Raw genomic sequence first — 22,581 nt, 5'->3', positions numbered from 1 at the left:
TGACGTTTGCAGGCGGAGGTATCGGCGGCTCCCTGCGCTGGCATGATCCAGATCAGGTTCGGCGGGTGTGATCTCAGCCCCGTTGCAGCATGCGCTGTGCGGGACACCCCGGGCCTTATGTCGAGGTTATGATGGACCTTGGGATGCCGGCTGTGAAGGGGTGGCGTTGCCTCGATCGGGCAAAGGCAGCTATGACCGCGCCGTTACACCGCTACCCGACAGGAGTCCTGATCCATGACCACGCCCGTCAGCGGCGCCAAAACGGCCGCACGCACCACTGCCGACATTCTGTTGGAAATCGAGGCGGTTCTGTTCCGGCCTGAAGACCCCTTTACTTTCACCTCCGGGCGGCAAAGCCCGGTCTATGTCGACTGCCGCAAGATCATCTCCTTCCCGCGAGCGCGGGCGCGGCTGATGGACTTGGCGGTGGAGCGGATCGCCGATGCCATCGGCTACGAGTCGCTCGATGCGATCGCCGGCGGCGAGACGGCAGGCATTCCCTTCGCGGCCTGGATCGCGGAGCGGCTGGCCTTGCCCATGGTCTATGTGCGCAAGCAACCCAAGGGGTTCGGGCGGAACGCCAGGATCGAGGGCAGCTTTTCAGAGGGTGCGCGCGTCTTGTTGGTTGAGGATCTGGCGACCGATGGCGGTTCCAAACTCGGATTCGTCGAAGCGTTGCGCACGGCCGGTGCCAAAGTGGCGCACAGCTTTGTGGTCTTCCACTACGGCATCTTTCCCGAAGGTATCGCTCGGCTGGAGGCGGAGGGGGTGAAGCTGCATGCCCTTTGCACCTGGTACGATGCCTTGGCGGCGGCCGAAACGGCAGGCTATCTGTCGGGTGACGGCCTGACCGACGTGAAGGCCTTCCTGGACAACCCCGACGGTTGGCGCGCCGGCGACGCTCAAGACTAGTCGACGAGCGCGTTAACCCGAAGGCTCGCCAGTCCACCTGGAGGTTCGATCTGTTAGGGGATTCGACTTACGCGCACGCCTTGGCAGGCCGTTCGTAGGCATTAATACTATGTCAACCACTATCAGTAGAAGCTCTCGCGTTAAGAAACTCTCCGTACTGCGAGAATTCTCCCGATGGCGCTGTCTGGAAGAGACGTTGCACCGACTGTTGCCGGTCGCGCGGACTTGGAGCGAAGACCGGCGCTCAACGGCACGGAGATGCCCCGGCGCAGTTTGCTTGCCTTCGGTATCGTGCTCTGCCTTCTGCTGGCCGGACTGAACGCCTGGAATCTCGTCGAGTCGCGTCGTGTCGTCCTGGAGACGGCGCGCTCGAGCACGTTGGATACGGTCAAGCTGATCGCCGAGCATACCGCGCGTAGCCTGGATACCGTGGATCTCGTGCTCCGCAGCTTTGCCGTCACCTATCCTCGGTATGGCTCGACTCCGACAGACGCGCGCGGCCGCCTGGAAGAGCTGTTGGTCAAGCTTCCGCAAGTTGTGAGCTTCCGGGTGATCGACGCCGAGGGCCAGGTGCGCGTCGCGGCCGGCCCGACCGCCAGTTTGCCGCATCAGGTCTCCAGCTATGCCTACTGGCGGCACCACAAAGACGAGCCGAGGGGCAGCCTCAGCATAGGTGAGCCGCGCGTCGCCGGGGACCAGTGGAGTATTCCGGTCAGCCGGCGGATCGATCTGCCGAACGGCGACTTCGGCGGTATCGTGGTGGCAAATCTGGACGGCCGCTACTTCCATGATCTCTACCGCCGCTCCAGCAACCTTCACACGACCTCCCTCGGGCTTTGGCGCAGCGACGGTCTCTTGCTGGCGCGCTTCCCAGGATCGGGCGCGCAGGTCGGCCAGACGATGTTTCCCTTCGAGGTCAATGCCGACTTGTTTGAGGAGCCGCGTGCACTCGAGGGACCTTCTGCCTGGGACGGACGGATGCGTATCGTCGGGCTCGGCCCCGTACCCGATTTGCCTTTGGCGGTGACCGTATCGATCGACCGGGGCCAGTCGCTGGCGGACTGGCGCAGGGGGGTCTGGCGCGATCTGCTGGTGATGGTTACCGCGCTGGCCATCATTCTCGGCGGGGTCTGGTTGCTCAGCGTTCAGATCCGGCGGGCCCAGCGCGCCACCGCGCAGCGCGAGGCGGCGGTCGAGGGCTCGCTGCATGGCTACTACTTTCTGCGCAGCTTGCGCGACGATACCGGCAAGATTATCGACTTTACGATCGCCGACATGAATCGACGAGCCGAGCAGATGATGACAAAGCCGCGGGCGCACTGGATTGGGCGGCGTCTCTGCGAGGCCGTTCCGATCAACCGCACCCATGGTTTGGTCGAGCACTACAAGCAAGTGGTCGAGACCCAACAGCCTTTCGAGATGGAGTTGCCGCTGGAGTCTCCGGACGTCAAGCCGAAGTGGATGCGCATTCAAGCGCTTCCGCTGGAAGACGGTGTGGTTGTCGCCGCTCGCGACATTACCGATGACAAATGCGAGGAATTGGCTCGCCAACTCGCGGAACGTCGTCTCTCCGATATCGCCGAGACCGTACCCGGCATGGTCTACCAATTCGTCCTCTGGCCGAACGGGCAGAAGACCTTCAGCTTTGTCAGCAGCGGTGTCCGCGACCTCTATGGATGTGAACCGGAGGATGCGGAGCGCGACGCCGCTGTTCTTCTGAACGAGGTTGTGCCCGACGATCTGGAACGGTTCGACGAAAGCATTCTCTGCTCCGCCGAGACGCTGACACCCTGGCAATGCGACTACCGAATCCTCCGGGACGGAGCCGTGCGCTGGCTGCGCGGCCGCGCCCGACCGCAGCGGCGTGCCGATGGCGCCGTCGTCTGGAACGGAGTGGTGATCGACATCACCGAAGAGCGGAAACTGCAGGACGAGACCCTTGAGGCGCGCGAGGAAGCGGAGCTTGCGAATCGCGCGAAGTCCAACTTCCTGGCCAACATGAGCCATGAACTGCGCACGCCGCTCAACGCCGTGATCGGATTCTCCGATGCGCTCCAGCAAGGATTCGGAGGGACGTTGAACGAACGGCAGACGGAGTACATCGGCCACGTTCAGGCGGCCGGCCGGCACTTGTTGGGGATTATCGGCGATCTGCTCGACCTGGCGAAAATCGAGGCGGGGCAAGCGGACTTGAAGGAGACGCTCTTCTCGCCGCTGGACGTCGTCGCTTCCGCCGTCGCGTTGATCTCGGCGCGAGCCGCCAGTAAGCAGCTGTCGCTGGATATCGACGACCTGTCGGACTTGCCGACGGTGCGGGGCGATGCGCGCCGGTTCAAGCAGGTGCTGCTCAACCTTCTATCGAATGCAGTGAAGTTCACGCCGGACGGCGGCCGCGTGCGAATCGGTGCGGAGCTGCAGTCCGACGGCTGGCTGCGCTTCTGGGTCGACGACAACGGCCTGGGAATGCATCCGGCGGATGTGGAGGTTGCGCTTCGTCCGTTCGGTCAGGTCCGGGACTCCTTCGTTCGTGGGGAAGGCGGTACCGGCCTGGGCTTGCCGCTTTCGCAGCAGCTTCTCGAACTTCACGGCGGTCGTTTGACGATCGACAGTCGACCGGGAGAGGGGACCGTCGTGAGCGCCCTCTTGCCGCCGGAGCGGCTGCTTCTGCAATCTCGCCAAACCGCAGTGGACGATGAGAACCCCTCGGGCAGCCTGAAAGCGGCGATCTAAGCCCGGCTACACCTCTGAGCCTGTCGTTCCACAGCTTTCCATCTGATCGCGAGGTGCCTTTTCGCGCCTGGTTTTTGCGTGACGATGGCACCGCTTCTCTCCAGATTGAGCCTAAATATTCATGGAGGTAGGCGATGTCCGGTGAACTCGTGCTCTATACCCACCCGAACTCGCGCGGGCGCGTTGCGCGCTGGATGTTGGAGGAGGTCGCCGCTCCCTACCGCGCGGAATTCCTCGACTACGGCGCCGAGATGAAATCCAAGAGCTATCTGGCGGTCAACCCGATGGGCAAGGTCCCGGCGCTGCGTCACGGCGAGGCGGTGATCACGGAGACCGCCGCGATCTGCGCCTATCTTGCGGATGCCTTCCCCGAAGCGGGACTGGCCCCGCCGGTCGATGCCCGTGCGGCTTACTACCGCTGGCTCTTCTTCGGCGCCGGCCCCATGGAGGCGGCTATCGTCAACACGGCTCTGCAGTTCGAGCCCCCCGAAGACAAGCGCGGCATGGTCGGTTACGGCAGCTTTGCGACGGTTCTCGATGTCTTGCAAAGCGAGGTTTCGGCGCGGCCCTATCTTGCGGGCGATCGCTTCAGCGCAGCAGATGTCTCTGTCGGCTCGTTGCTCTTCTGGAGCATGCAATTCGGCCTTGTCGAGAAGCGGCCCGCTTTCGTCGGTTACTGGGCAAGGATCAGCGAGCGTCCAGCCTACTTGCGCGCCGCCGGGATCGACGATGCCGCACTCGAGGCGAAGGCCGATTGACGTTCGAGGTCTGCCGTTTCTTGACCCACGTCATATCGGTCCTTGGCCGGACAGGGTTTTCTTCCCGATCGCATAAAACGGCAGCGCGATCACGACGCCGCTGAAGGGGAAGGAACCGAAATCCATGAGCTATAAGACCATATTGGTCCACCTCGACAACAGCGCGTCCTGCGCCGGTCGAGTCGCGGTCGCACTCGATCTGGCCACGCGTTTCGATGCGCACCTCGTCGGCCTCGTCGTTACGGTCGAACCGGTCGTGCCCACTTTCGTGATGGCGCAGATTCCCTCCTCGGCGCTGGAGTCTCAGCGCGAGGCCTTGCGTACGAAGGCCGACGAAGCGATCGCCGCGTTCGAAACGGCGGCGCAAAAGGCTGGCTGCAGTGTCGAGACCCGGAGGGCCTTGGCCTTCAACGAGGAAGTGCCGGAGACGTTGGCGCTGCACGCACGCTATGCCGATCTCGTGGTGATGGGTCAGCACGACCCTGACGACGCCAACAGCCTGGGTGTCGGCACTCTGGAACAGTGCTTGCTAGGCACCGGTCGGCCCGTCCTGGTGGTGCCCTACATCGGGGCTCCGGCGGGTTTCGGCCGGAAGGTGCTGCTGGCGTGGGATGCCAGCCGGGAGGCGGCGCGCGCCGCGAGTGACGCCCTGCCGCTCATGGAACAGGCCGAAAAGGTCACGGTCCTGACGATCAACCCGAAGAAGGGCCGCGGCGCTCACGGCGAAGAGCCCGGCGCCGATATCGCCTTGGCCATTGCCCGTCATGGCGTCAAGGCGGAGGCCGAGTCGATGGCTGTGCGGGATGTCAGCATCGACGAGGCCTTGCTCTCCCGCCTGTCCGACGACGGCGCCGATCTGCTGGTCATGGGCTGCTACGGTCACGCCCGCCTCCGCGAACTGGTGCTAGGCGGCACCACCCGCCACATTCTCCAGCACATGACCGTCCCGACCTTGATGACGCACTAGCTTAGACTTCGACGCTCCTCGATCCCGAGGCTGGTTCTCATCCCATGCGCTCGGCTTCGGCCCTTGGGTCGAGGGCGTCTTGCAGTCCGTCGCCAAGGAAGTTGAAGGCGATCACCGTGACGAAGATCAGCAGGCCGGGCCAGACGGCCAGCCAGGGGGCCGACCAGATGGTCTCCTGAGCGCCGGTCAGCATGTTGCCCCAGCTCGGTACCGGCGGCTGAATGCCGAGGCCGAGGAACGACAGCACCGACTCCAGCAGGATCACGTTGCCGACCGACAGGGTGGCGGCGACGACGATGGGCGAAACGGCGTTGGGCAGCAGATGAACCAGCATGATTCGGCTCGGTCCCGCGCCGAGCGCCTCGGCCGCCATGACATATTCGCGGCGCTTCAGGCTCAGGACGGCGCCGCGTACAAGACGGGCCGTCACGGTCCAGCCGACCAGCGCGATCAGGATGACGATGCGGTAGAAACTGACGTCTTCAGAGCTTGCCAGTTCGGGTGACAGGCCGAGTTTGGTTAGGTCGATCGCGGCCAGGACGATCAGCAGCGGCAACAGCGGCAGGGCGATGGTGGTGTCCGCCAAGCGCATGATCGCCGCATCGATGCGCCCGCCGTAGTAGCCTGCCAGGAGGCCCAGGAAAGTGCCCAGCACGGCGGCGCAGAGCGCGGCCAGCAGGCCGACCGCCAAGGACACTTGGCCGCCGTAGAGCAGGCGCAGCAGCAGGTCGCGGCCCAACTCGTCGGTGCCGAGCCAATAAGTCGCGGAGGGCGGAAGACTGCGGGCGAAGAGGTCGACCGTCGTGGCATCCAGCCCGCGCGCGGTCTCGATCAGCGGAGCTGCCAGCGCCAGGCTGCCCAGCAGCAACAGCAGGATCAGCGATGCCACCGCCGGCTTGTGATGCAGGAAGCGGCGCAACTTGAGCCGCCGTGGAGAGAGACCGGGCTGTGCGGCGGCCTGCCGGTCGGCGGTCAGAACATCGGGCGCGTCGCCAGCGCTCATTCCAGCCTGATCCTGGGGTCGAGCCAGGCATAGGTCAGGTCGGCCAGCAGGTTGGCCAGCAGCACCGTCCCGGTGGCCAGAAGCAGTCCGACAAGAGCCAGATTGTAGTCGTTGCCCATAATGGCGTCGTAGATCGTCTTGCCCATGCCCAGCCAGCCGAACATGGTCTCGGTGATCAGTGCGCCGCCGAAGAGCGTACCGAAGTCGAGCGCGATAATGGTGGTCACGGGGATCATGGCGTTCCGCAAGGCATGGCCATAGACGACGCGGGTACTGCTCAGGCCCTTGGCGCGGGCGGTGCGCACGTAGTCCTGGCGTAGCGCTTCGATGAGGCTGGCGCGGAGGTAGCGCACGTAACCGCCGACGCTGGCCAGCGTCAAGGCCAAGGCCGGCAGAACCAGATGAGCCAGCGTACCTGTGAGCGAGCCGTCGCCCATGCCGCCCGCCGGCAGCCAGCCGAGTGCCACGGCGAACAGCAGGATCAGCAGAATCGCCAGCCAGAAGGGTGGCAGGGAGATGCCGGCGAAGGCGAAGAGGTTGACGGCGCCGTCGGTCAGGCTCTGCGGCCTCCGTGCGGCCAGGACCCCGAGCGGCAGGGCGATCAAAAGCGCCAGGGCGAAAGCCAGGCCCATCAGCATCAGGGTGTTGGCGAGGCGCGGGAGCAGGATCTCCAGCACCGGCCGGGCGAACAGCCGGGAGTAGCCGAAATCGCCCTGAAGAGCGTTGCCGAGCCAGGCCAGATAGCGCTCATGAACTGGCCGGTCGAGACCGTACACGGCCTTGAGGCGTTCGGCGTCGGCCGCGGTCAGGTTCGGATCGGCTGAAATCATCAGGTCGATGGGATCGCCGGGCATCAGCCCGATCAGCAGGTAGACGAAGATGGACATGGCGAAGAGCACCACGCCCAGCCCGATCAGCCGCTCAATCAGAAAACGCACCATGGCGTAGCAGGGTAGAGCTTGGGACGGATCAAGCAAGCGGGTTGCTGCTCGGCGTCAGGCCTGCTTTACCTCGAGGGGTCGCAACCTTGGGAGGCCGATGCCGATGCGCCGACTCGACTACTATCTCTCGCTCCGCTCGCCCTGGGCCTTTCTGGGATCGCATCGGCTGGAGCAGATTGCGCAACGTCACCGGATAAAGATCGCGGTCAAACCTGTCGACTTCGGTGTCGTCTTCCCGGCCTCCGGCGGTTTGCCCCTGCCGAAGCGCGCCCCGCAGCGTCTGGCCTATAGGATGATGGAACTGAAACGCTGGTCGGCCCATCTCGGCGTCGCAATGGTCTTCGAACCGAGCTGCCTGCCGGCGCCCGAGGGGTTGGCGGCTCGCTTCGTCATCGCCGCCGAGGCGACGGGCGGCGATCCCCTGCAGCTTGCCCACGCCGTTCTTGCGGCAATCTGGCAGCAGGAACGCAACATCGCCGAGGTCGGAACCCTGGAGGCCATCGCCGCCGAGACGGGCCATAACTCGGGTGCCTTGGCCGCCAAGGCGTTCGACCCGGAAACCCAGTTCCGCTACGAGGCACTGACCCAGGAGGCATTGGAACGCGGCGTTTTCGGAGCACCTTCCTATGTTCTGGAAAACGGTGAGATCTTCTGGGGCCAGGACCGCCTCGAGTTTCTGGAGCGCGCTTTGGTTGGCGAGTCGCAAACTGCCGTATGAGGAACGTCGAATAGGTTTTCGGGCCGTTTGGGATGGGTAATTCGCTGTCGTCTTGACCGGGGCTTCGCGCAGTTTTGCGTCTCCGTAGCCGGGCTTCTCTTCACCTTTGCTGCTATTTTCGTCGCGGCGCAGAATCGCGATTGCGACCCCGGCTGACGCACCGCAGATTTATGGAAAGAGATCATTAAGCCGAGCGTCGGATCATAGCTGTCCGACTGCTTCGGACAGGAGGTTTCGAGCCATGCCGGTCTTTTGCCACCCCGAGTTCGACGCCCACGAAAAGGTTCTGTTCGGCCATGACCCGGAAACGGGGCTGAAGGCGATCATCGCCCTGCATAATACCAGTCGCGGGCCAGCGCTCGGCGGCTGCCGTCTGTGGGCTTACGAGAGCGACGAGGCGGCGCTGACCGATGTTCTGCGCTTGTCGCGGGGCATGACCTACAAGTCGGCGCTGGCCGATCTGCCTTTCGGTGGCGGGAAGTCGGTGATCATCGGTGACGCTGAGACGATGAAGAGCGAAGCGCTGTTCCGGGCCATGGGCCGGCTGGTGGAGTCGCTGGGCGGCCGCTATCGCGTCGCCGAGGACGTCGGGGTCACGGTTGCCGACGTCGAAGCCATGGGGCAGGTGACCCGCTACGTGGCCGGTATACCGGCTGGAGGCGCGGGCGATCCTTCGCCGGCCACCGCCTGGGGCGTCTTCTGCGGTTTGAAGGCGAGCGTCCGGCATAAGTTCGGCAGCGACGACCTGAACGGCGTCAGCGTGGCGGTCCAGGGTCTCGGTGCCGTCGGGCGTCATCTCGCGGCCCATCTGCACGCCGCCGGTGCCAAGCTCGTCGTCGCCGACATCAACGAGCGGGCCGTGCGGCAGGCGGTCGAGGCCTGGGATGCCTTGGCTGTTGCGCCGTCCGAGATTCATGCCGTCGAGGCCGAGATCTTCGCTCCCTGCGCGCTTGGCGCCGTTCTGAATGAAAAGACCATTCCCCAGCTCAACTGCGCTGTCATCGCAGGCAGCGCCAACAACCAGCTCGCGACGCTGCGGGACGGTGCCGCGCTGAAAGCGCGCGGTATCCTTTACGCGCCGGACTACGTGCTTAACGCCGGCGGCATCGTCAACATCAGCCACGAGACACAGCTTTCCGGTGCCAGCTACGACAAGGCGACGGCCTTCGCCCATGTCGCGCGAATCGGCGACACCCTGGCGGAGATCTACAGACTCGCCGAGCGAGCCGACTTGCCCACCTCGGAGGCCGCCGACCGCTTGGCTGAGCAGCGCTTCAAGCCGGCCGTGCGACAAGCGGCTTAGCGCCTTGGAGGCAGAGGGTCAGAGGCTCCGGACCGGCGTGGTCCAGGCCGGGTCCTGGTGCTTGGCCCAGTAGAGTTCGCCGAGACGCCGAGTGATCGGTCCGGGCGAGGCTGGAAGGGCTTGGCCGTCAACACTGGCGATGGCCATGATCCCGCCGGCGGTGGAGGTGACGAAAGCCTCCTCGGCCGTGGTCAGCGTCTCCATGGACAGCGGTTCGATGCGAGTCGGAATCTTCAGTTCAGCGCAGAGTTCGAGGGCCGTGCCGCGGGTGATGCCCTCCAGCACGCCGCGGTCCGGTGTGTGGACGCTGCCGTCCTTCACCGCGAAGAGATTGAAGCCCGGTCCCTCTGTCAGAAAGCCGTCGAGATCCTTCAGCAGAACGTTTTCGCCGCCGCGGTCGTACGCTTCGTAGAGCCCTCTGACCATGTCCAGCCAGTGATAGTTCTTGATCGTGGGATCGACGCTGGCCGCCGGAATTCGCGGCACCGAGGCAACGATCATCCGCAGACCGCGATCACGCTGCGTTTCGTCGGCGATCCAGCCGAAGGGAATGGCGAAGGCGATGAAGCGGTTGACGGCGTCGCGCGGGTCCCGGCTGAAGGTCGGCGAGTGGCCGCGCGTGCAGATCATCTCCACGTACGCGTCTTCCAGGCCGCTTCGGGTGACCGTCTCGTGCAGCAGGGTCTCCAGTCCGGTGCGATCGAACGGCAGAGACATGCGCAGCTTGGCGACGGATGCGAGAAAGCGATCCAGATGCTTATCGAGACGAAAGAAATGATTTTTCCAGACGGAAACCACGTCGTAGGTCGCATCGGAGCGCAGGAAGCCCCAATCCAGTATCGGGATCTTGGCTTCGCTCATCGGCACGAAGCGGCCGTCGATCCAGGCAACGCCTGGGGGAAACTGGGTTTCAGGCCCCGCCAGCGGCGGGTGTGGTTGGCTGTCCGGCATGGCTTGGACTCCCCATCGCGCGATCTCCGGCGAGCAGTCTAGCGTCAAGCCGCTCTGCCGGGGCAGTGGTTTTAGGGCAGAAGTGGAGCGCAGGTGGCTTGTCCTCTCGGGACAAAAGCTATTCTCTGTTGCAGAAGCGTGACGATCCGTCGGAGGCCCCGTGCGTCGGGGACAGGTCATGAGCCTCAATCTCACCCGAATCGATAAGCCCGCCATGAGGGCTAAGACGGCGGCCTGGGCCGTTCACGTCTTTACCGCTTCCGGCGCCGTGCTGGGCTTCCTCGCCTTGCTGGCGATCCTCCACGGCGACAAGCAGTTGGTTTTTTTCTGGCTCGGTCTGGCGCTTTTCGTCGACGGCGTGGACGGTACGCTGGCGCGCCGTGCCAAGGTGCGGGAGGTGACGCCGAACGTCGACGGCACCACCCTGGACAACGTCATCGACTACTTCACCTACGTCGCCGTGCCGGCGATGCTGGTCTACTGGTTCGGCCTGGTGCCGAACGGCTGGGAAACTGCGGCGGCCGCGACCATCATGGCGGTCTCCTGCTATACCTTCGCCAATGCGGAGATGAAGACCCACGACTACTACTTCAGCGGTTTTCCCGCCTTGTGGAACGTCGTCGTGCTGGCCTTTTTCATCTTGCAGACCGACCCCTGGATCAACATCGCGGTGATCGCCCTCTGCTGTCTGCTGACGTTCATTCCGCTCAAGTACGTTCATCCCTTCCGGGTCCCGCACCTGCGCAGTCTGAACATCCCGATGACGGTGGTCTGGGCCTTCGCGTCGATCTGGCTGGTCGCGGTCGATCCCGACACGACCGACCTTCCGGTTGAAGAACCGACGATCTATTGGATCTGGGTTGCCAGTTCGCTCTACTTCGTCGGTTTGTCGCTCTGGCGCTCCTTCCGCAAGGAGCGGCCTGAGCGACGCCAAAGCAAGGCTTGAGCCCTATCTTCGTGCCTTCAACTCTTTCCGGATGATCTTGCCCGTGGCGGTCATCGGCAAGGCGTCCAGGAACTCGACCTCGCGGGGATACTCGTGCGCGGCGAGACGGGTCTTCACGTAGTCCTGGATCTCACGTTCCAGGCTTTGCGACGGACGGTGGCCTTCAGCCAGCACGATGAAGGCCTTGACCCGCTCGGTCCGCAAGTCGTCGGGGACGCCGACCGCGGCGGCCAGCGCCACGGCAGGGTGCCTGATCAGGCAGTCTTCGATCTCGCCTGGACCGATGCGGTAGCCGCCGGAGGTGATGACGTCGTCGTCGCGGCCGACGAAGTGGAAGTAGCCCTCCTCGTCCAGTCGCGCCTGATCGCCGGTCAGCAGCCAGTCCCCGGCAAACTTCTTGGCCGTGGCCTCGGGGTTGTTCCAGTAGCCCAGGAACATGACCGGGTCCGGCCGCCGCACGGCCACCGTTCCCTGGACGCCCACCGGCAGCGGTTGGCCTGCTTCGTCCAGCACCGCAACCTCGTGTCCCGGTACGGCACGACCCATGGCGCCCGGCTTGACCGGCATCAGGCCTGCGCAGTTGGCCACGACCAGGTTGCACTCGGTCTGGCCGTAGAACTCGTTGATCGGGACGCCGAAGGTTGCCCGTCCCCAATCCAGAAGACCGGCGCCCAGGGTTTCTCCGCCCGAGCCGATGGAGCGGACCTTCAGCTTCCAGCGCGCTGCCGGCCGCTCGACCCGGCGCAGCATCTTCAGGGCCGTTGGCGGCAGGAAGGCGTTGCGCACGCCGTAGTCGGCCATCAGGTGGAAGGCCGCTTCCGGATCGAACTTGGCGAAGCGGTGAGCCAGGACCGGTATGCCGTGGTGCAGGCTGGGCAGCAGCACGTCGAGCAGCCCGCCGATCCAGGCCCAGTCGGCCGGTGTCCAGAAGAGATCGCCCGGCCGCGGAAACAGTTCCTGCGGCAGCTCCACGCCCGGCAGATGACCGAGCAGGACCCGGTGCCCGTGCAGCGCCCCCTTGGGAGGTCCTGTCGTGCCGGAGGTGTAGATGAGGATGGCGGGATCGTCGGGGCCGGTTTCGGCCGGCGTAAAGCTGTCCGATGCGCGCTCCAGCAGGGCCGTCCAGTCCTCGGCGTCCTCGATGGCCCCGTCGATGCAGATCACTGACCGGAGGTCGGGCAGCCGGTCGCGCAGGGTGGCGATCTTTTCGACTCCGGCGCGGTCGGTAATCAGCGCGGTAGCGCTGCTGTCCGAAAGGCGATACTCCAGCGCCTCCTCGCCGAATAACACGAACAGCGGGATGGAGATCGCTCCCAGCTTTAGGATGCCCAGATGCGCAACGGCGGTCTCCGGCGCCTGTGGCAGCAGTACGCCGACTCTTGCCCCCGGTGCGACGCCGAATGCGATCAGGGCGTTGGCCAGGCGGTTCGAAAGTCCCTTCAGCTCATCGAAACTATAGTCGCGACGCACCCCGTCGCTGCGGTGGTGGATCACTGCCAGCCGACCGCTGCCGTCCGCCCACTTGTCGCAAGCGTCGACCGCGATGTTATAGCGACCCGGAATGTTCCAGACGAAATCGCGCCGAAGCTGATCGTAGGTCTCCGCTGCCGGCAGCATATCCGTCCTCTCCCTACGCGCGCCCGGTACGCAACCTCAGATCGTTGATGCCCTAGTTGGTCGGCAACGGTGGTGGCGCCGCACTGCCGCCGCCGGCTGTCGCTTGGCAACGGGCCTCGGCGCGTTGCAGGAAGAGGTCTTTCTGCGCCGCCATTTGCGGGTTGTCCGCCACCATACCTTCGATCTGATCCCGCTCGCGCGCGATGCAGAGCGCGGCGGGATCGTCGGAGTCGACGGTCATCTCCTCGAGCGGCGGCGGGAAGAGATCGTCCCAGTGCTGGATCGTCAGCACGGCGATCACACCGCAGAAGACGCCGGCGGCCAGCAGGCGGGCGGCCGGGCGGTCGAGAAAGCTGTCGTCCGAGGAGTCTGCCATCTCGCCCTTTTACGGCGCTCAAGAAGTGCTGGGCAAGGGGGGTCGTAGGGCCGCAAATCCTCCAAGGGGCTTTTTTCCTTAGGAATTTTGGGGGCGAAAGAGGAAAGCAAGACCGTTATGTTCAAATGGAAAGTTCGCTGCTTATATGGTGCAAGAGCGAAGCGAGCGACCGCATAAGAACGGACCACCAGGAGGGTACCTAGCATGGAGCAGACGCCCCGTCTTGCGCCGGAGGCCGCCAATTCGGATGCGCCCCCGCCGACCGGCACGCCGTTGGACGCGAGTGGCATGGCCGCACCTTTGGGGCGCGAAGCGCCGCTGATCGACCCCTTTCAGCGCCGCATCAGCTATCTGCGCATCTCCGTGACCGACCGCTGCGACTTCCGCTGTGTCTACTGCATGAGCGAGGACATGACTTTCCTGCCGAAGCAGGAGGTCTTGAGCCTGGAAGAGCTCGACCGTCTGTGCAGTAGCTTCGTGCATTTGGGCGTGCGCAAGCTGCGCCTGACCGGTGGCGAGCCTCTGGTGCGCCGCAATATCATCTGGCTGTTCCGCCAGCTCGGCCGGCATCTGAAAAGCGGTGACCTGGACGAGCTGACGGTAACCACCAACGGCAGTCAGCTTCCCAAGCTGGCCGGCGATCTTTACGACGCCGGCGTTCGCCGGATCAACGTCTCGCTCGACACCCTCGACCCGCACAAGTTCGCGGCGATCACCCGCTGGGGCAAGCTCGACAAGGTCATGACCGGTCTGGCGGCGGCCAAGGAAGCCGGGCTCAAGATCAAGATCAACGCCGTGGCCCTGAAGGGCGTCAACGACGACGAGGTTCATCGTCTGGTCGAGTGGGCCGGCGAAGAGGACTTCGACCTGACCTTCATCGAGGTCATGCCGATGGGCGATATCGGCACCGAACAGCGGATCGACCAGTACTGGCCGCTGACCATGGTGCGCAGCGAACTGGCCAAGCGCTGGACGCTGGAGGAGATCGACCACCGTACCGGTGGTCCGGCCCGCTTCTGGCAGGTCAAGGAAACCGGCCAGAGACTTGGTTTCATCACCCCCTTGACCCATAACTTCTGCGAGGCCTGCAATCGGGTCCGCCTGACTTGTACCGGTACGCTTTACATGTGCCTGGGCCAGGACGACGCGGCCGACCTGCGCTCGGTGCTGCGCGCCAGCGACGACGATCAGGTTCTGCAGCAAGCGATCCGCGAAGCCATCACCCGCAAGCCCAAGGGCCACGACTTCGTGATCGACCGCCGCCGCGGCATCACCGGTGCCTCCCGCCACATGAGCGTCACCGGGGGGTAGGGGCGCTCAGTAGCCCAGAGCGCAGCCGTCCTTGCGAGGATCGGAGCCTGCCGTCAGGACGCCCCGCTTGCGGTCGATGCGGATGCATTGCCCGCCGCCCAGCGAGGGGGTGGCCAGGGTGAGGGTGTGGCCGCGCTGCTGGAGCCCCAGCAGCGTCTCGGTCGGCAGCGATTTCTCCACCTCGACCCGATTGCCTAGAGCGAAAACCCGCGGGCAGTCCAATCCGGCTTGCGGGTCCATTTCGTAGTCGATCAGGTTGGTGAGCAGCCGGGCATGGCCGAAGGGCTGGTAGTCGCCTCCCATCACGCCGTAGCCGATCTCGGCCTGACCGTTGCGGGTGGCGAGGCCGGGCATGATCGTGTGCATCGGTCGCTTGTTCGGTGCCAGGCGGTTCGGATGCGCGGGGTCGAGGCGGAAGCTGGCGCCCCGGCTTTGGAAGACCACGCCGGTCTCGGCGGAGAGAATCCCACTGCCGAAACCGTGGAACAGGGAGTTGATGACGCTGACGGTGTTGAGGTCGCGGTCGACCACCGTGAGATAAACGGTGTCGGATGTCGTTAGGCCCAGATCCGGAATGTCCGGGAAGGCGCATTCCGGATCGATTTTGGCCCGTAGCTCGGCGGCCCAGTCCTTCGACAAGAGGCGATCGAGAGAAACCTCCAACGCCTCCAGGTCGGCGAGATGGCGGTTGCGCATGTCGTAGGCCAAGCGTCCGGCTTCGATCTCCAAGTGGGTGCGCAGGGGGGAGAGAGGTCCGAACTTGGCAAGATCGTAGCCCTCCAGGATGTTGAGCATGACCAAGGCCACGACACCCTGGTTGTTCGGCGGGATCTGGTGAATATCGTAGCCTCGGTAGGCGCTGGAGATCGGCGTCACCCACTCGCTTTCGAAGCTGGAAAAGTCCTCGAGCGCATGGACGCCGCCGAGCGCCTTGAGGGAGGCAACCATCGCCTCGGCGATGGGGCCTTCATAGAAGGCCTTGCGGCCTTGCCTGGCGATCTGGGTCAAGGTGTCGGCCAGCGCCGGCTGCCGATGCAGATCGCCTTCGCGCGGAGCGGCGCCTCCCGGTAAAAACTGTGCCGCCGCCGCTTCGTTGTTGCGCAACTTGCCTGCCAGGCTATGCCAGTCGTTGGCGACCCGGGCATGGACCGCATAGCCGTCGCGGGCGTAGCCGATCGCCGGTGCTAGAAGCTCCGCGAAGTCCATGCTGCCGTGGCGCTCGTGCAGGCGGCACCAGGCATCGATCGCCCCGGGGATCGTGACCGCGTGTGGGGACGTCTGGTCGATGGCCTCCAGACCCTGGGTCCGCAGGGTCTCAAGGTCGGCCGCGGCCGGCGCCCGGCCCGAACCGTTCAAGCCGACGACCTCGCCACCACCACCCGGCGCGTAGAGCACAAAGCAGTCGCCGCCGATGCCGGTCATGTGCGGTTCGACCACGCAGAGCGTTGCGACTGCGGCGATCGCCGCGTCCACGGCATTGCCGCCGTTGCGCAACACCTCCAGCGCCGTCTGGCTGGCATAGGGATGGGACGTGGCGACGGCGCCGTTGATGCCATGCACGGCGGAGCGGCCGGGAAAATCGAAATCGCGCATGAGGGGAGTGTTTCCTGCCTTGCGGTTATTGGTTGTCTTCGTTCATTGAGCGTGACGAGGATTTACCGCCTTGAAGACCCTCAAGGTAGGTGAAAGTGCGATCCGGGGCTGGTTTTCGGCAGCGCTTGGCTCTGTTTTTCGGCAAAGCGGCAGTCTTGGCGACGAATTACGCCGGACGGGCCGCGGCCCCGCGTCGAAGGGGTTGGACCGCTTTTTTCACCAGACGGCGATAGCGCCGGCGCAAGACCAAGTGAGGATAGCGTGCCAGGAACATCCGGTCGCTTGGATTGAACGGGATTGTCGCCAGGTCGGAGCGGAGCGATTCGATCATGCGCCGCTGCAGAGACGACCCCGTTCGGCGGGCCGCGGACAGCCCGAGGATGCGGGCGTAGATGGTCGCGGCGTTCAGGATGGGAAAACGCTCGAGACGGTTCATGTCGAACAGCTGTTCCTTGGAGGCCAACCACCCTGCCTGCCGTTGCTCCAGAAAGACGCGGTCCCGCCAATCGAGGTTGGGGTGGGGATGGTCCTTCACCCAGGCGAACCACTCGGTCAGACCCTTGGCGGCGGACGATCCCCTCGGCTCGCCCATCGAGCGCATCAGCAGCGCCGCGGCTTCTTCCGGCTCCGGCATCTCTTCGGGGAACTCTCGCCAATCGTTGAATCCGCCGGCGATTGCAAAGCCATGGCCGCCGAAGGTTACGCCGTCCATGCCGTCGCGCGCGCCGGTCAGGTAAGGGCGCGCGTCGCCGTCGGAGACATGCCCTCCGGCGTGCCGCTCCAGCAGGCCACGTCGCTCCTCCATCGCGCTGCGGGAGGTGATCTCGTGCCTGATCCAGTGTTGAACGCCGGCCCGTTTGGCGATTCGTGGCGGGAGAACACGGTCGGCGACCGGCATGCGTTCGGTCAGACGTGTATAGGGCCGCACCTCCAGATCCGCGCTGACGGCGATGGCCAGCATCAGACGCGAATCGAACCCGGCCGTCAGACCGAGCCACGGCGGCTCTTCGGCTGCGTCCGCGAGGCGGCTCATGACCGTTCGCAAGGTCTGCGTCAGCCAGGCGATCAGCGCGTCCTCATCCGAGCTCATTTCGATCGGCGGCATCAGGGACCGCGGCGCGGGCGTGCCTGTCGCCAGGTCCAGCGTCTGACTCGGCAAGAGCCGCTGAACGCCGTCGAGGCGGGAGAGAGGCGGCGGAAACCAGGAAATTCCACGCTCGTAGACGAGCTTACGCCCATCGATGACAGTCGGCTGAGTGGCGAAGGCGTGCTGTGCGATCAGAGCTGGACTGCTGGAGACCCATAGTCCGCCTTCAGTGTCTTTAAGATAGAAACACCCGAGCAACCCGGCCGCGTCAGGATAGAAATTCGAGGGATTCGCCAGGAGCCATCGCCCAGCCCAGCTCTGGGTGCGCTCTGCGACCTCGGAAGTGCGGCTGCGTTCGATCGACGTTACGGCATCGGGACGTTCGGGATCCGATTCGATGGCACGGCCGAATAACAACCATGGTGTCCCATCGGCGTCTTTCGCCTGTGCGATCGGCAAAGTCGGACAGCTATGAAGGACAGCTGACGCCCCGAAAGGCTCGCGGCGCCAGTCGGATCCCACGTCCAGCGATCTCGGTCCTAGAAGGAACTGCCGCCGATGCGCCGGTAGGCTGTCGTCCATCCTCACGCCCACCCCTTCATGCCCATTGCCGTCGTGTTCCGTCAAAAAAGGCTCATTCGGTTTCGGTCGGATCGCTATGCCGAAAGTCGCGGATCGGTGCGACGGAGATGACTGTGCGTCCCCGCCGCTTTCCCGTGTGGAGGACTTCATGCTCGAAAAAGTTGTCAGAGATGGGACATGCTCTGTCATCTACAGGCATCGAGCCTGCCAGCTTGCCGTTGCAGCACCATATTCTGCGACAGACTCCGCGTAAATCCGCCACGGGAGAGAGCCATGATCGCTCGTCTTGTCCTACTTGCGCTCGGTCCGATCTTTGCGTTTCCGGCCGTTGCCGAAACCTACCGAAGCGAGCAAGCAGACTTTCGGCTGGTCGAGCTGGCCGACGACCTGGAGAGTCCCTGGGGCATGGCGTTCCTGCCCGATGGCGGGATCTTGATCACCGAGCAGGCCGGCCAGTTGCGGCTTTATCGCGGCGGCGATCTTTCCGATCCTATTCCCGGCACTCCTGACGTAGAGGAGCGGGGACAGGGCGGTCTGCTGGACGTCGCGGTCGATCCCGACTACGCGGAAACAGGCTGGATCTATTTGTCGCTCTCTGCGCGAGGCGAGGGTGGTCTCGGAACGCAGGTCTGGCGTGGACGCATCCAGGATAATCGTTGGATCGAGAGCGAGCTGCTTTTCGATATGCAGCGCAAGACCCGCATAGGACGCCATTTCGGGTCGCGCTTCGCCTTCGACCCCGACGGTCGCCTCTATTTCTCGATCGGCGATCGAGGCGCGATGCAGCGCGCGCAGGACCCTGCCGACGAGGCTGGCCGTATCCATCGCATCGAGCGCGACGGAACGGTGCCGTCGGACAATCCCTATCTGGATGAATCCGGCACGCCGCCGACGGCCCTTACCCGGGGCAATCGCAACGCCCAAGGCATGGCGACCCATCCCGATACAGGTGTGATTTGGACTCATGAGCACGGCCCGCGCGGTGGTGACGAGGTCAACGTGATCAGGGCCGGCGCCAACTACGGCTGGCCGGAGGTCACCCATGGCATCGACTACTCCGGTGCCGTCATCAGCGATCGACAGTCCGCGCCTGGCTTCGACGACCCGGTCCATGTCTGGGTGCCCTCCATCGCACCCTCCGGCATGGCCTTCTACAGCGGGGCGGCCTTCCCGGAGTGGCAGGGCGATCTCTTCGTCGGCGCCCTGCGCTCGCGCCTCCTGGTACGGCTGGAACTGGAAGGCGAGCAGGTGATCGGCGAGGAATGGTTGCTGGAACGGGAGGTCGGCCGAATTCGCGACGTTCGGGTCGGTCCCGACGGCTTCGTTTACCTCCTGACCGAGTCCAACGACGGTCGACTGCTGCGCCTGGAGCCGGTTTCCTAGCCTCTTGACCGGGCCTTCCCTTCGCACGGTCGATGCCGATATCCTGTCGGTCTCATCGGTGGAGGAAGTTCTGAATGCCCTCCTGGGAACTGCTTTTGGGCTTCGCGGTGGCCACCGTGATCTTCGCCTACATGCCCGGACCGGCACTGCTCTACACGGCAGCACAGACTCTGGCGCGTGGTCGTCGGGCCGGCTTCTTGGCGATGCTGGGTATCCATATCGGCGGCTATGCGCACGTTCTGGCGGCTGCTCTTGGATTGGCCGCCGTCTTCGAGCTGGTTCCCGATCTCTATCTCGCGGTGAAGTTTGCCGGCGCCGCTTATCTGATCTGGCTGGGGATCGGACTGCTGCGCAGCCGGCCGTTGGATACGGACCTGCCGCAGCTTGCGTCCAAGAGCGCCCGGCGCAGTGTTTTCGAAAGCATTCTGGTCGAGGTGTTGAACCCGAAAGTCGCGATCTTCTATCTCGCCTTTCTGCCGCAGTTCGTCGACCCTACGGCGCTTCTGCCGATCTGGACGCAGTTCCTCATCCTCGGCGTGATCGTGAACTTTGCCTTCTCCTCCGCCGACCTCGTCGCCGTCTTCCTGACCTCGACCTTGGTTGCGCGGCTGAAGGCGAGCCAGCGCGCGCAACTCTGGGCCAGACGGATCGGCGGCACCATTCTGATCGGCCTCGGTCTCCGCTTGGCGGCCGATCGCTCGTAAAGCGATCCTGCTCTAAAATAATAAGAATGAGAGTGCGATTCACCTGTTTGATGGAAGCCAATCCGCATCCATCAAATGCCGGGACTAAACACCTAGAGCGTGATTCGAGTTGGTTGAATCTTGGGGGATTCTCGGTGAACTCTTCGCCGGCTCCACCGACGTTTGACAGCCTGAATCCAGATAGAGAAAGTCCCGCTTTTGGAGGAGCGGTATGTCCGAGCGATTTGATAAGTTCACTAAGGCATTGGATCGTCTGATTCGCGACGGCGACATGCTGCATATGGCGATGCAGTATGACTGTTATGGCGAAGACTTCGTCGAGCATGTTCGAGAAGAAGTCGGCGAGCATGGGATTGAGAAATACCTCAAAGAACTTCCAAGTTTCGACAATAAATACCAAGCTTGGTATTCGGAAGCTCAGGCATTAATTAAGAAAATTCTGCCGTATCGCTTCACAGATTTTCAATCTTATTATGAGTATCCGAGGATCAGAAAGGAAATAAGTTTTCAAAACTATATGATCAAAGATTATTTGCAGGGCCTCCAAATTACTCGAATTGGAGATATAATTGTGGATAGAAGCGCGGCGATTCCCGAGTTTCGTCAACAATTGAGCATAGTAAGGGCGGCTAAAGAAAAATTAGACAGCGCGTTGATTGATTTGACAGCTATACTTCAGGCTGATCTGTTTGATTCAGAAATAGAGAGCGCCCGTGCACTTGCAAAGGCAGGTTATCTGCGCGCTGCTGGGGCGATCTGCGGGGTCGTGATCGAGAAGCATCTGCTACAGGTCAGCGATGCCCACGCCATCACCATAAGGAAGAAGAACCCCGCAATTTCTGATCTGAACCAAGCCTTGAAAGACAAAGACGCTATAACGGTGCCTCAGTGGCGCTTCATCCAGCACCTCGCCGACATCCGAAATCTGTGCGGTCACGCCAAGACGAAAGAGCCGACCAAGGATGAGATCGATGACCTCTTGTCAGGGACAGAGAAGGTGCTGAAGACCGTCTTCTGATCAGCGCTCCGTCCCTCCCGATTGTGCCCCAGAAAACCCCTGCCAACGCTCGCTGCTTTTGCGAGCGGCCGGGAGAGCATGCAGGCCGTCGCGCAAAGGCCTGCCGGCGAGACTGCCTGCGCAAACCGAGGGCCGCATTTCTTGCACCTCGAGCGTCTGCAAATCTCCGTCAAGCCTCGTCGACCGGGTAGTTCCGGTTCTGGGCCTAGTCGAGAGTAACCTGGTGTGCGAAGTCGCGCCCGTCGGTGACCGTGATCTGCTCGAAACCCAAAAGTTTCGCCAGGTCGAAGAAGGTAAAGCTGTCTTCCACGCCGTTCTCCACGAAGATCGGCATGGTGCGGGCGACCGCCGTCATCATCGCCAGAACCGCGCGGGCCCGGTAGAGCGTGTTCATGCGGTCGTCGTCCAGTGAGGCGATGATCAGCTTCTGTGCCTCGGCCCCCTTGGCATAAAGCACGAATTCGGGCGGGTAGGGCAGTTCCAGCTGGCTGGTGGTGTAGCCGACCACGAAGCCGACGCGCATCTGCCGGCTGGCCTGGGGCAGGGGCCGACCGCGCGACACGAAGGTCTCGTAAGTCTGCGGGTGCGGGTAGTAGTAGCCGATGTGTCGATCATCCAGCTCTTGCGCTGCCGCCGGCTCCGCCAGTCCGCCCGCTAGCAGCAGGGTCAATCCGAAAACCCAAAAGATTCCGCGCATTCGATGGCTCCCTGGCCCGGTTTCAAGCTGACATGGTCTCAAGCTCGCGAGAGGCTATACTGCGGCGGTCGAAAAGACGATGGGTGCCAACATGCCGTCCGGTCTCTCTCCCGCCAACACCACTGTGAACCGCCCGGCTTCCCAAGTCGGTTCCGCGCCGAAGATGGCTTTCGTCGCGGCGGAAACGCCCGAGGCGCGACGTGGGCTGGAAGCTCTATCGGCCCGCTACGATCCGGTCGCGCCGGAGGAGGCGGAGATCATCGTGGCGCTCGGCGGCGATGGCCTGATGCTGGAGACGCTGCATGCGAACATGGGCCGCGGCGTGTCGATCTACGGCATGAACTGCGGCACCGTCGGTTTTCTGATGAACGAGTACCGCGAGGAGGGGCTGGCTGAACGGCTGGCGGCGGCCACGAGTGTCGATCTGCATCCCCTCCGCATGATCGCCACGGGGTGCGATGGCGCGTGCCATGACGCTTTGGCGATCAACGAGGTCTCGCTGTTCCGCGAAAGCCGCCAGGCCGCGAAGATCCGAATCTCCGTGGACGGCGTGGTTCGGCTGAAGGAACTGATCTGCGACGGCGTTCTGGTCGCCACGCCGGCCGGCAGTACCGCCTACAACTTGTCCGCTCACGGACCGATCATCCCGCTTGGCGCCGGCCTGTTGGCGCTGACGCCGATCAGCGCCTTCCGCCCCCGGCGCTGGCGTGGTGCGCTGCTGCCCCACAAGGCCGTGGTGACCCTTGAGATCCTGGAACAGGACAAACGGCCCGTCGGCGCGGTCGCGGACTACACCGAGGTTCGCGACGTCGCAAAGGTGGAGATCCGCGAAGATCGCGAGGTGAGCCTGCGGCTGCTTTCCGATGCCGAGCATAACCTCGAAGAACGGATCATCATGGAGCAGTTCCTGCCTTGATGGTGGGAATTGGATTAACCGTCCCTTTGTTCTTGGCTGTTGTGATTCCCCGTGCAAGAGGGCGAGGG

At 63.8% G+C, this 22,581-nt stretch carries 20 protein-coding genes and 1 riboswitch; of the genes, 12 read left to right on the top strand and 8 right to left on the bottom strand.

Annotated features, from left to right (window positions below; all coding sequences use genetic code 11):
• Nucleotides 1-10 precede the first annotated feature (10 nt).
• Nucleotides 11-121, bottom strand: a riboswitch (TPP riboswitch).
• Nucleotides 122-234: 113 nt separating this feature from the next.
• The 4 genes from DBZ32_RS07140 (at nucleotide 235) to DBZ32_RS07125 (ending at nucleotide 5,367) form a co-directional block, all read left to right on the top strand.
• Complete coding sequence (locus DBZ32_RS07140; RefSeq protein ID WP_119166460.1) at nucleotides 235-912, top strand: orotate phosphoribosyltransferase; 678 nt, start codon at nucleotides 235-237, stop codon at nucleotides 910-912.
• Nucleotides 913-1,086: 174 nt separating this feature from the next.
• Nucleotides 1,087-3,642, top strand: a complete 2,556-nt coding sequence (locus tag DBZ32_RS07135) for an ATP-binding protein (RefSeq protein WP_119166459.1) — start codon at nucleotides 1,087-1,089, stop codon at nucleotides 3,640-3,642.
• 134 nt (nucleotides 3,643-3,776) lie between these two features.
• Nucleotides 3,777-4,400 (top strand): glutathione S-transferase family protein, encoded by a 624-nt coding sequence (locus DBZ32_RS07130; RefSeq protein WP_119166458.1) that lies wholly within the window; start codon nucleotides 3,777-3,779, stop codon nucleotides 4,398-4,400.
• Between the two features lie 124 nt (nucleotides 4,401-4,524).
• Nucleotides 4,525-5,367, top strand: coding sequence for a universal stress protein (locus DBZ32_RS07125; protein WP_119166457.1), 843 nt, complete (start codon nucleotides 4,525-4,527; stop codon nucleotides 5,365-5,367).
• 37 nt (nucleotides 5,368-5,404) lie between these two features.
• Here DBZ32_RS07125 and DBZ32_RS07120 read toward each other — a convergent pair whose 3' ends face one another.
• Together DBZ32_RS07120 and DBZ32_RS07115 are read right to left on the bottom strand one after the other, a co-directional pair.
• Nucleotides 5,405-6,370, bottom strand: a complete 966-nt coding sequence (locus tag DBZ32_RS07120) for an ABC transporter permease (RefSeq protein ID WP_119166456.1) — start codon at nucleotides 6,368-6,370, stop codon at nucleotides 5,405-5,407.
• Nucleotides 6,367-7,347: an ABC transporter permease gene (locus tag DBZ32_RS07115; protein ID WP_235830093.1), complete on the bottom strand. Its 981-nt coding sequence runs from the start codon at nucleotides 7,345-7,347 to the stop codon at nucleotides 6,367-6,369. Before DBZ32_RS07115 ends, DBZ32_RS07120 begins: the two co-directional genes overlap by 4 nt.
• A 67-nt stretch (nucleotides 7,348-7,414) precedes the next feature.
• On the opposite strand from DBZ32_RS07115, the gene DBZ32_RS07110 reads away from it, so the two are divergent.
• Entirely contained in the window at nucleotides 7,415-8,029 is a 615-nt protein-coding gene (locus DBZ32_RS07110; RefSeq protein WP_208539138.1) for a 2-hydroxychromene-2-carboxylate isomerase, read from the top strand.
• A gap of 241 nt (nucleotides 8,030-8,270) precedes the next feature.
• Nucleotides 8,271-9,332, top strand: a complete 1,062-nt coding sequence (locus DBZ32_RS07105; RefSeq protein ID WP_119166453.1) for a Leu/Phe/Val dehydrogenase — start codon at nucleotides 8,271-8,273, stop codon at nucleotides 9,330-9,332.
• Between the two features lie 18 nt (nucleotides 9,333-9,350).
• On the opposite strand, the gene DBZ32_RS07100 is transcribed toward DBZ32_RS07105, so the two are convergent.
• Nucleotides 9,351-10,283 (bottom strand): aminotransferase class IV, encoded by a 933-nt coding sequence (locus tag DBZ32_RS07100; RefSeq protein ID WP_162906615.1) that lies wholly within the window; start codon nucleotides 10,281-10,283, stop codon nucleotides 9,351-9,353.
• A 178-nt stretch (nucleotides 10,284-10,461) separates the two neighbouring features.
• On the opposite strand from DBZ32_RS07100, the gene DBZ32_RS07095 reads away from it, so the two are divergent.
• The gene (locus DBZ32_RS07095; protein ID WP_235830092.1) at nucleotides 10,462-11,229 is read left to right on the top strand and encodes a CDP-alcohol phosphatidyltransferase family protein; all 768 of its coding nucleotides are present in this window, start codon (nucleotides 10,462-10,464) and stop codon (nucleotides 11,227-11,229) included.
• A gap of 3 nt (nucleotides 11,230-11,232) precedes the next feature.
• On the opposite strand, the gene DBZ32_RS07090 is transcribed toward DBZ32_RS07095, so the two are convergent.
• Both DBZ32_RS07090 and DBZ32_RS07085 read right to left on the bottom strand, forming a co-directional pair.
• A complete protein-coding gene (locus tag DBZ32_RS07090; protein ID WP_119166452.1) occupies nucleotides 11,233-12,846 on the bottom strand; it encodes an acyl-CoA synthetase in 1,614 nt (537 codons plus the stop codon).
• 52 nt (nucleotides 12,847-12,898) lie between these two features.
• Nucleotides 12,899-13,222: a hypothetical protein gene (locus DBZ32_RS07085; RefSeq protein WP_119166451.1), complete on the bottom strand. Its 324-nt coding sequence runs from the start codon at nucleotides 13,220-13,222 to the stop codon at nucleotides 12,899-12,901.
• A 288-nt stretch (nucleotides 13,223-13,510) separates the two neighbouring features.
• Between DBZ32_RS07085 and moaA the strand changes: the two genes are divergently transcribed.
• Nucleotides 13,511-14,533, top strand: a complete 1,023-nt coding sequence (gene moaA, locus DBZ32_RS07080; protein WP_119166985.1) for a GTP 3',8-cyclase MoaA — start codon at nucleotides 13,511-13,513, stop codon at nucleotides 14,531-14,533.
• A 6-nt stretch (nucleotides 14,534-14,539) separates the two neighbouring features.
• Here the strand turns inward: moaA and ggt are convergent, their stop codons facing one another.
• Nucleotides 14,540-16,126: a gamma-glutamyltransferase gene (gene ggt / locus DBZ32_RS07075; protein WP_119166450.1), complete on the bottom strand. Its 1,587-nt coding sequence runs from the start codon at nucleotides 16,124-16,126 to the stop codon at nucleotides 14,540-14,542.
• Nucleotides 16,127-16,292: 166 nt separating this feature from the next.
• A complete protein-coding gene (locus DBZ32_RS07070) occupies nucleotides 16,293-17,630 on the bottom strand; it encodes a hypothetical protein (protein WP_119166449.1) in 1,338 nt (445 codons plus the stop codon).
• 438 nt (nucleotides 17,631-18,068) lie between these two features.
• On the opposite strand from DBZ32_RS07070, the gene DBZ32_RS07065 reads away from it, so the two are divergent.
• The 3 genes from DBZ32_RS07065 to DBZ32_RS07055 all read left to right on the top strand — a co-directional run bounded on the left by DBZ32_RS07065 (nucleotide 18,069) and on the right by DBZ32_RS07055 (nucleotide 20,900).
• Nucleotides 18,069-19,178 carry a PQQ-dependent sugar dehydrogenase gene (locus DBZ32_RS07065; RefSeq protein ID WP_119166448.1) on the top strand — a complete coding sequence of 370 codons (1,110 nt, stop codon included), beginning with the start codon at nucleotides 18,069-18,071 and terminating at the stop codon, nucleotides 19,176-19,178.
• Between the two features lie 74 nt (nucleotides 19,179-19,252).
• Nucleotides 19,253-19,882 (top strand): LysE family translocator, encoded by a 630-nt coding sequence (locus DBZ32_RS07060; RefSeq protein WP_119166447.1) that lies wholly within the window; start codon nucleotides 19,253-19,255, stop codon nucleotides 19,880-19,882.
• Nucleotides 19,883-20,093: 211 nt separating this feature from the next.
• Complete coding sequence (locus DBZ32_RS07055) at nucleotides 20,094-20,900, top strand: hypothetical protein (protein WP_208539137.1); 807 nt, start codon at nucleotides 20,094-20,096, stop codon at nucleotides 20,898-20,900.
• Nucleotides 20,901-21,105: 205 nt separating this feature from the next.
• Here DBZ32_RS07055 and DBZ32_RS07050 read toward each other — a convergent pair whose 3' ends face one another.
• Nucleotides 21,106-21,597 (bottom strand): molybdopterin-guanine dinucleotide biosynthesis protein A, encoded by a 492-nt coding sequence (locus tag DBZ32_RS07050; protein WP_119166446.1) that lies wholly within the window; start codon nucleotides 21,595-21,597, stop codon nucleotides 21,106-21,108.
• A 79-nt stretch (nucleotides 21,598-21,676) separates the two neighbouring features.
• On the opposite strand from DBZ32_RS07050, the gene DBZ32_RS07045 reads away from it, so the two are divergent.
• Nucleotides 21,677-22,513 (top strand): NAD kinase, encoded by an 837-nt coding sequence (locus DBZ32_RS07045; protein ID WP_407923488.1) that lies wholly within the window; start codon nucleotides 21,677-21,679, stop codon nucleotides 22,511-22,513.
• Nucleotides 22,514-22,581 lie beyond the last annotated feature (68 nt).

It is taken from the genome of Algihabitans albus (assembly GCF_003572205.1).
GTDB lineage: Bacteria > Pseudomonadota > Alphaproteobacteria > Kiloniellales > DSM-21159 > Algihabitans > Algihabitans albus.
This window is presented reverse-complemented; position numbering and strand designations above follow the sequence as displayed.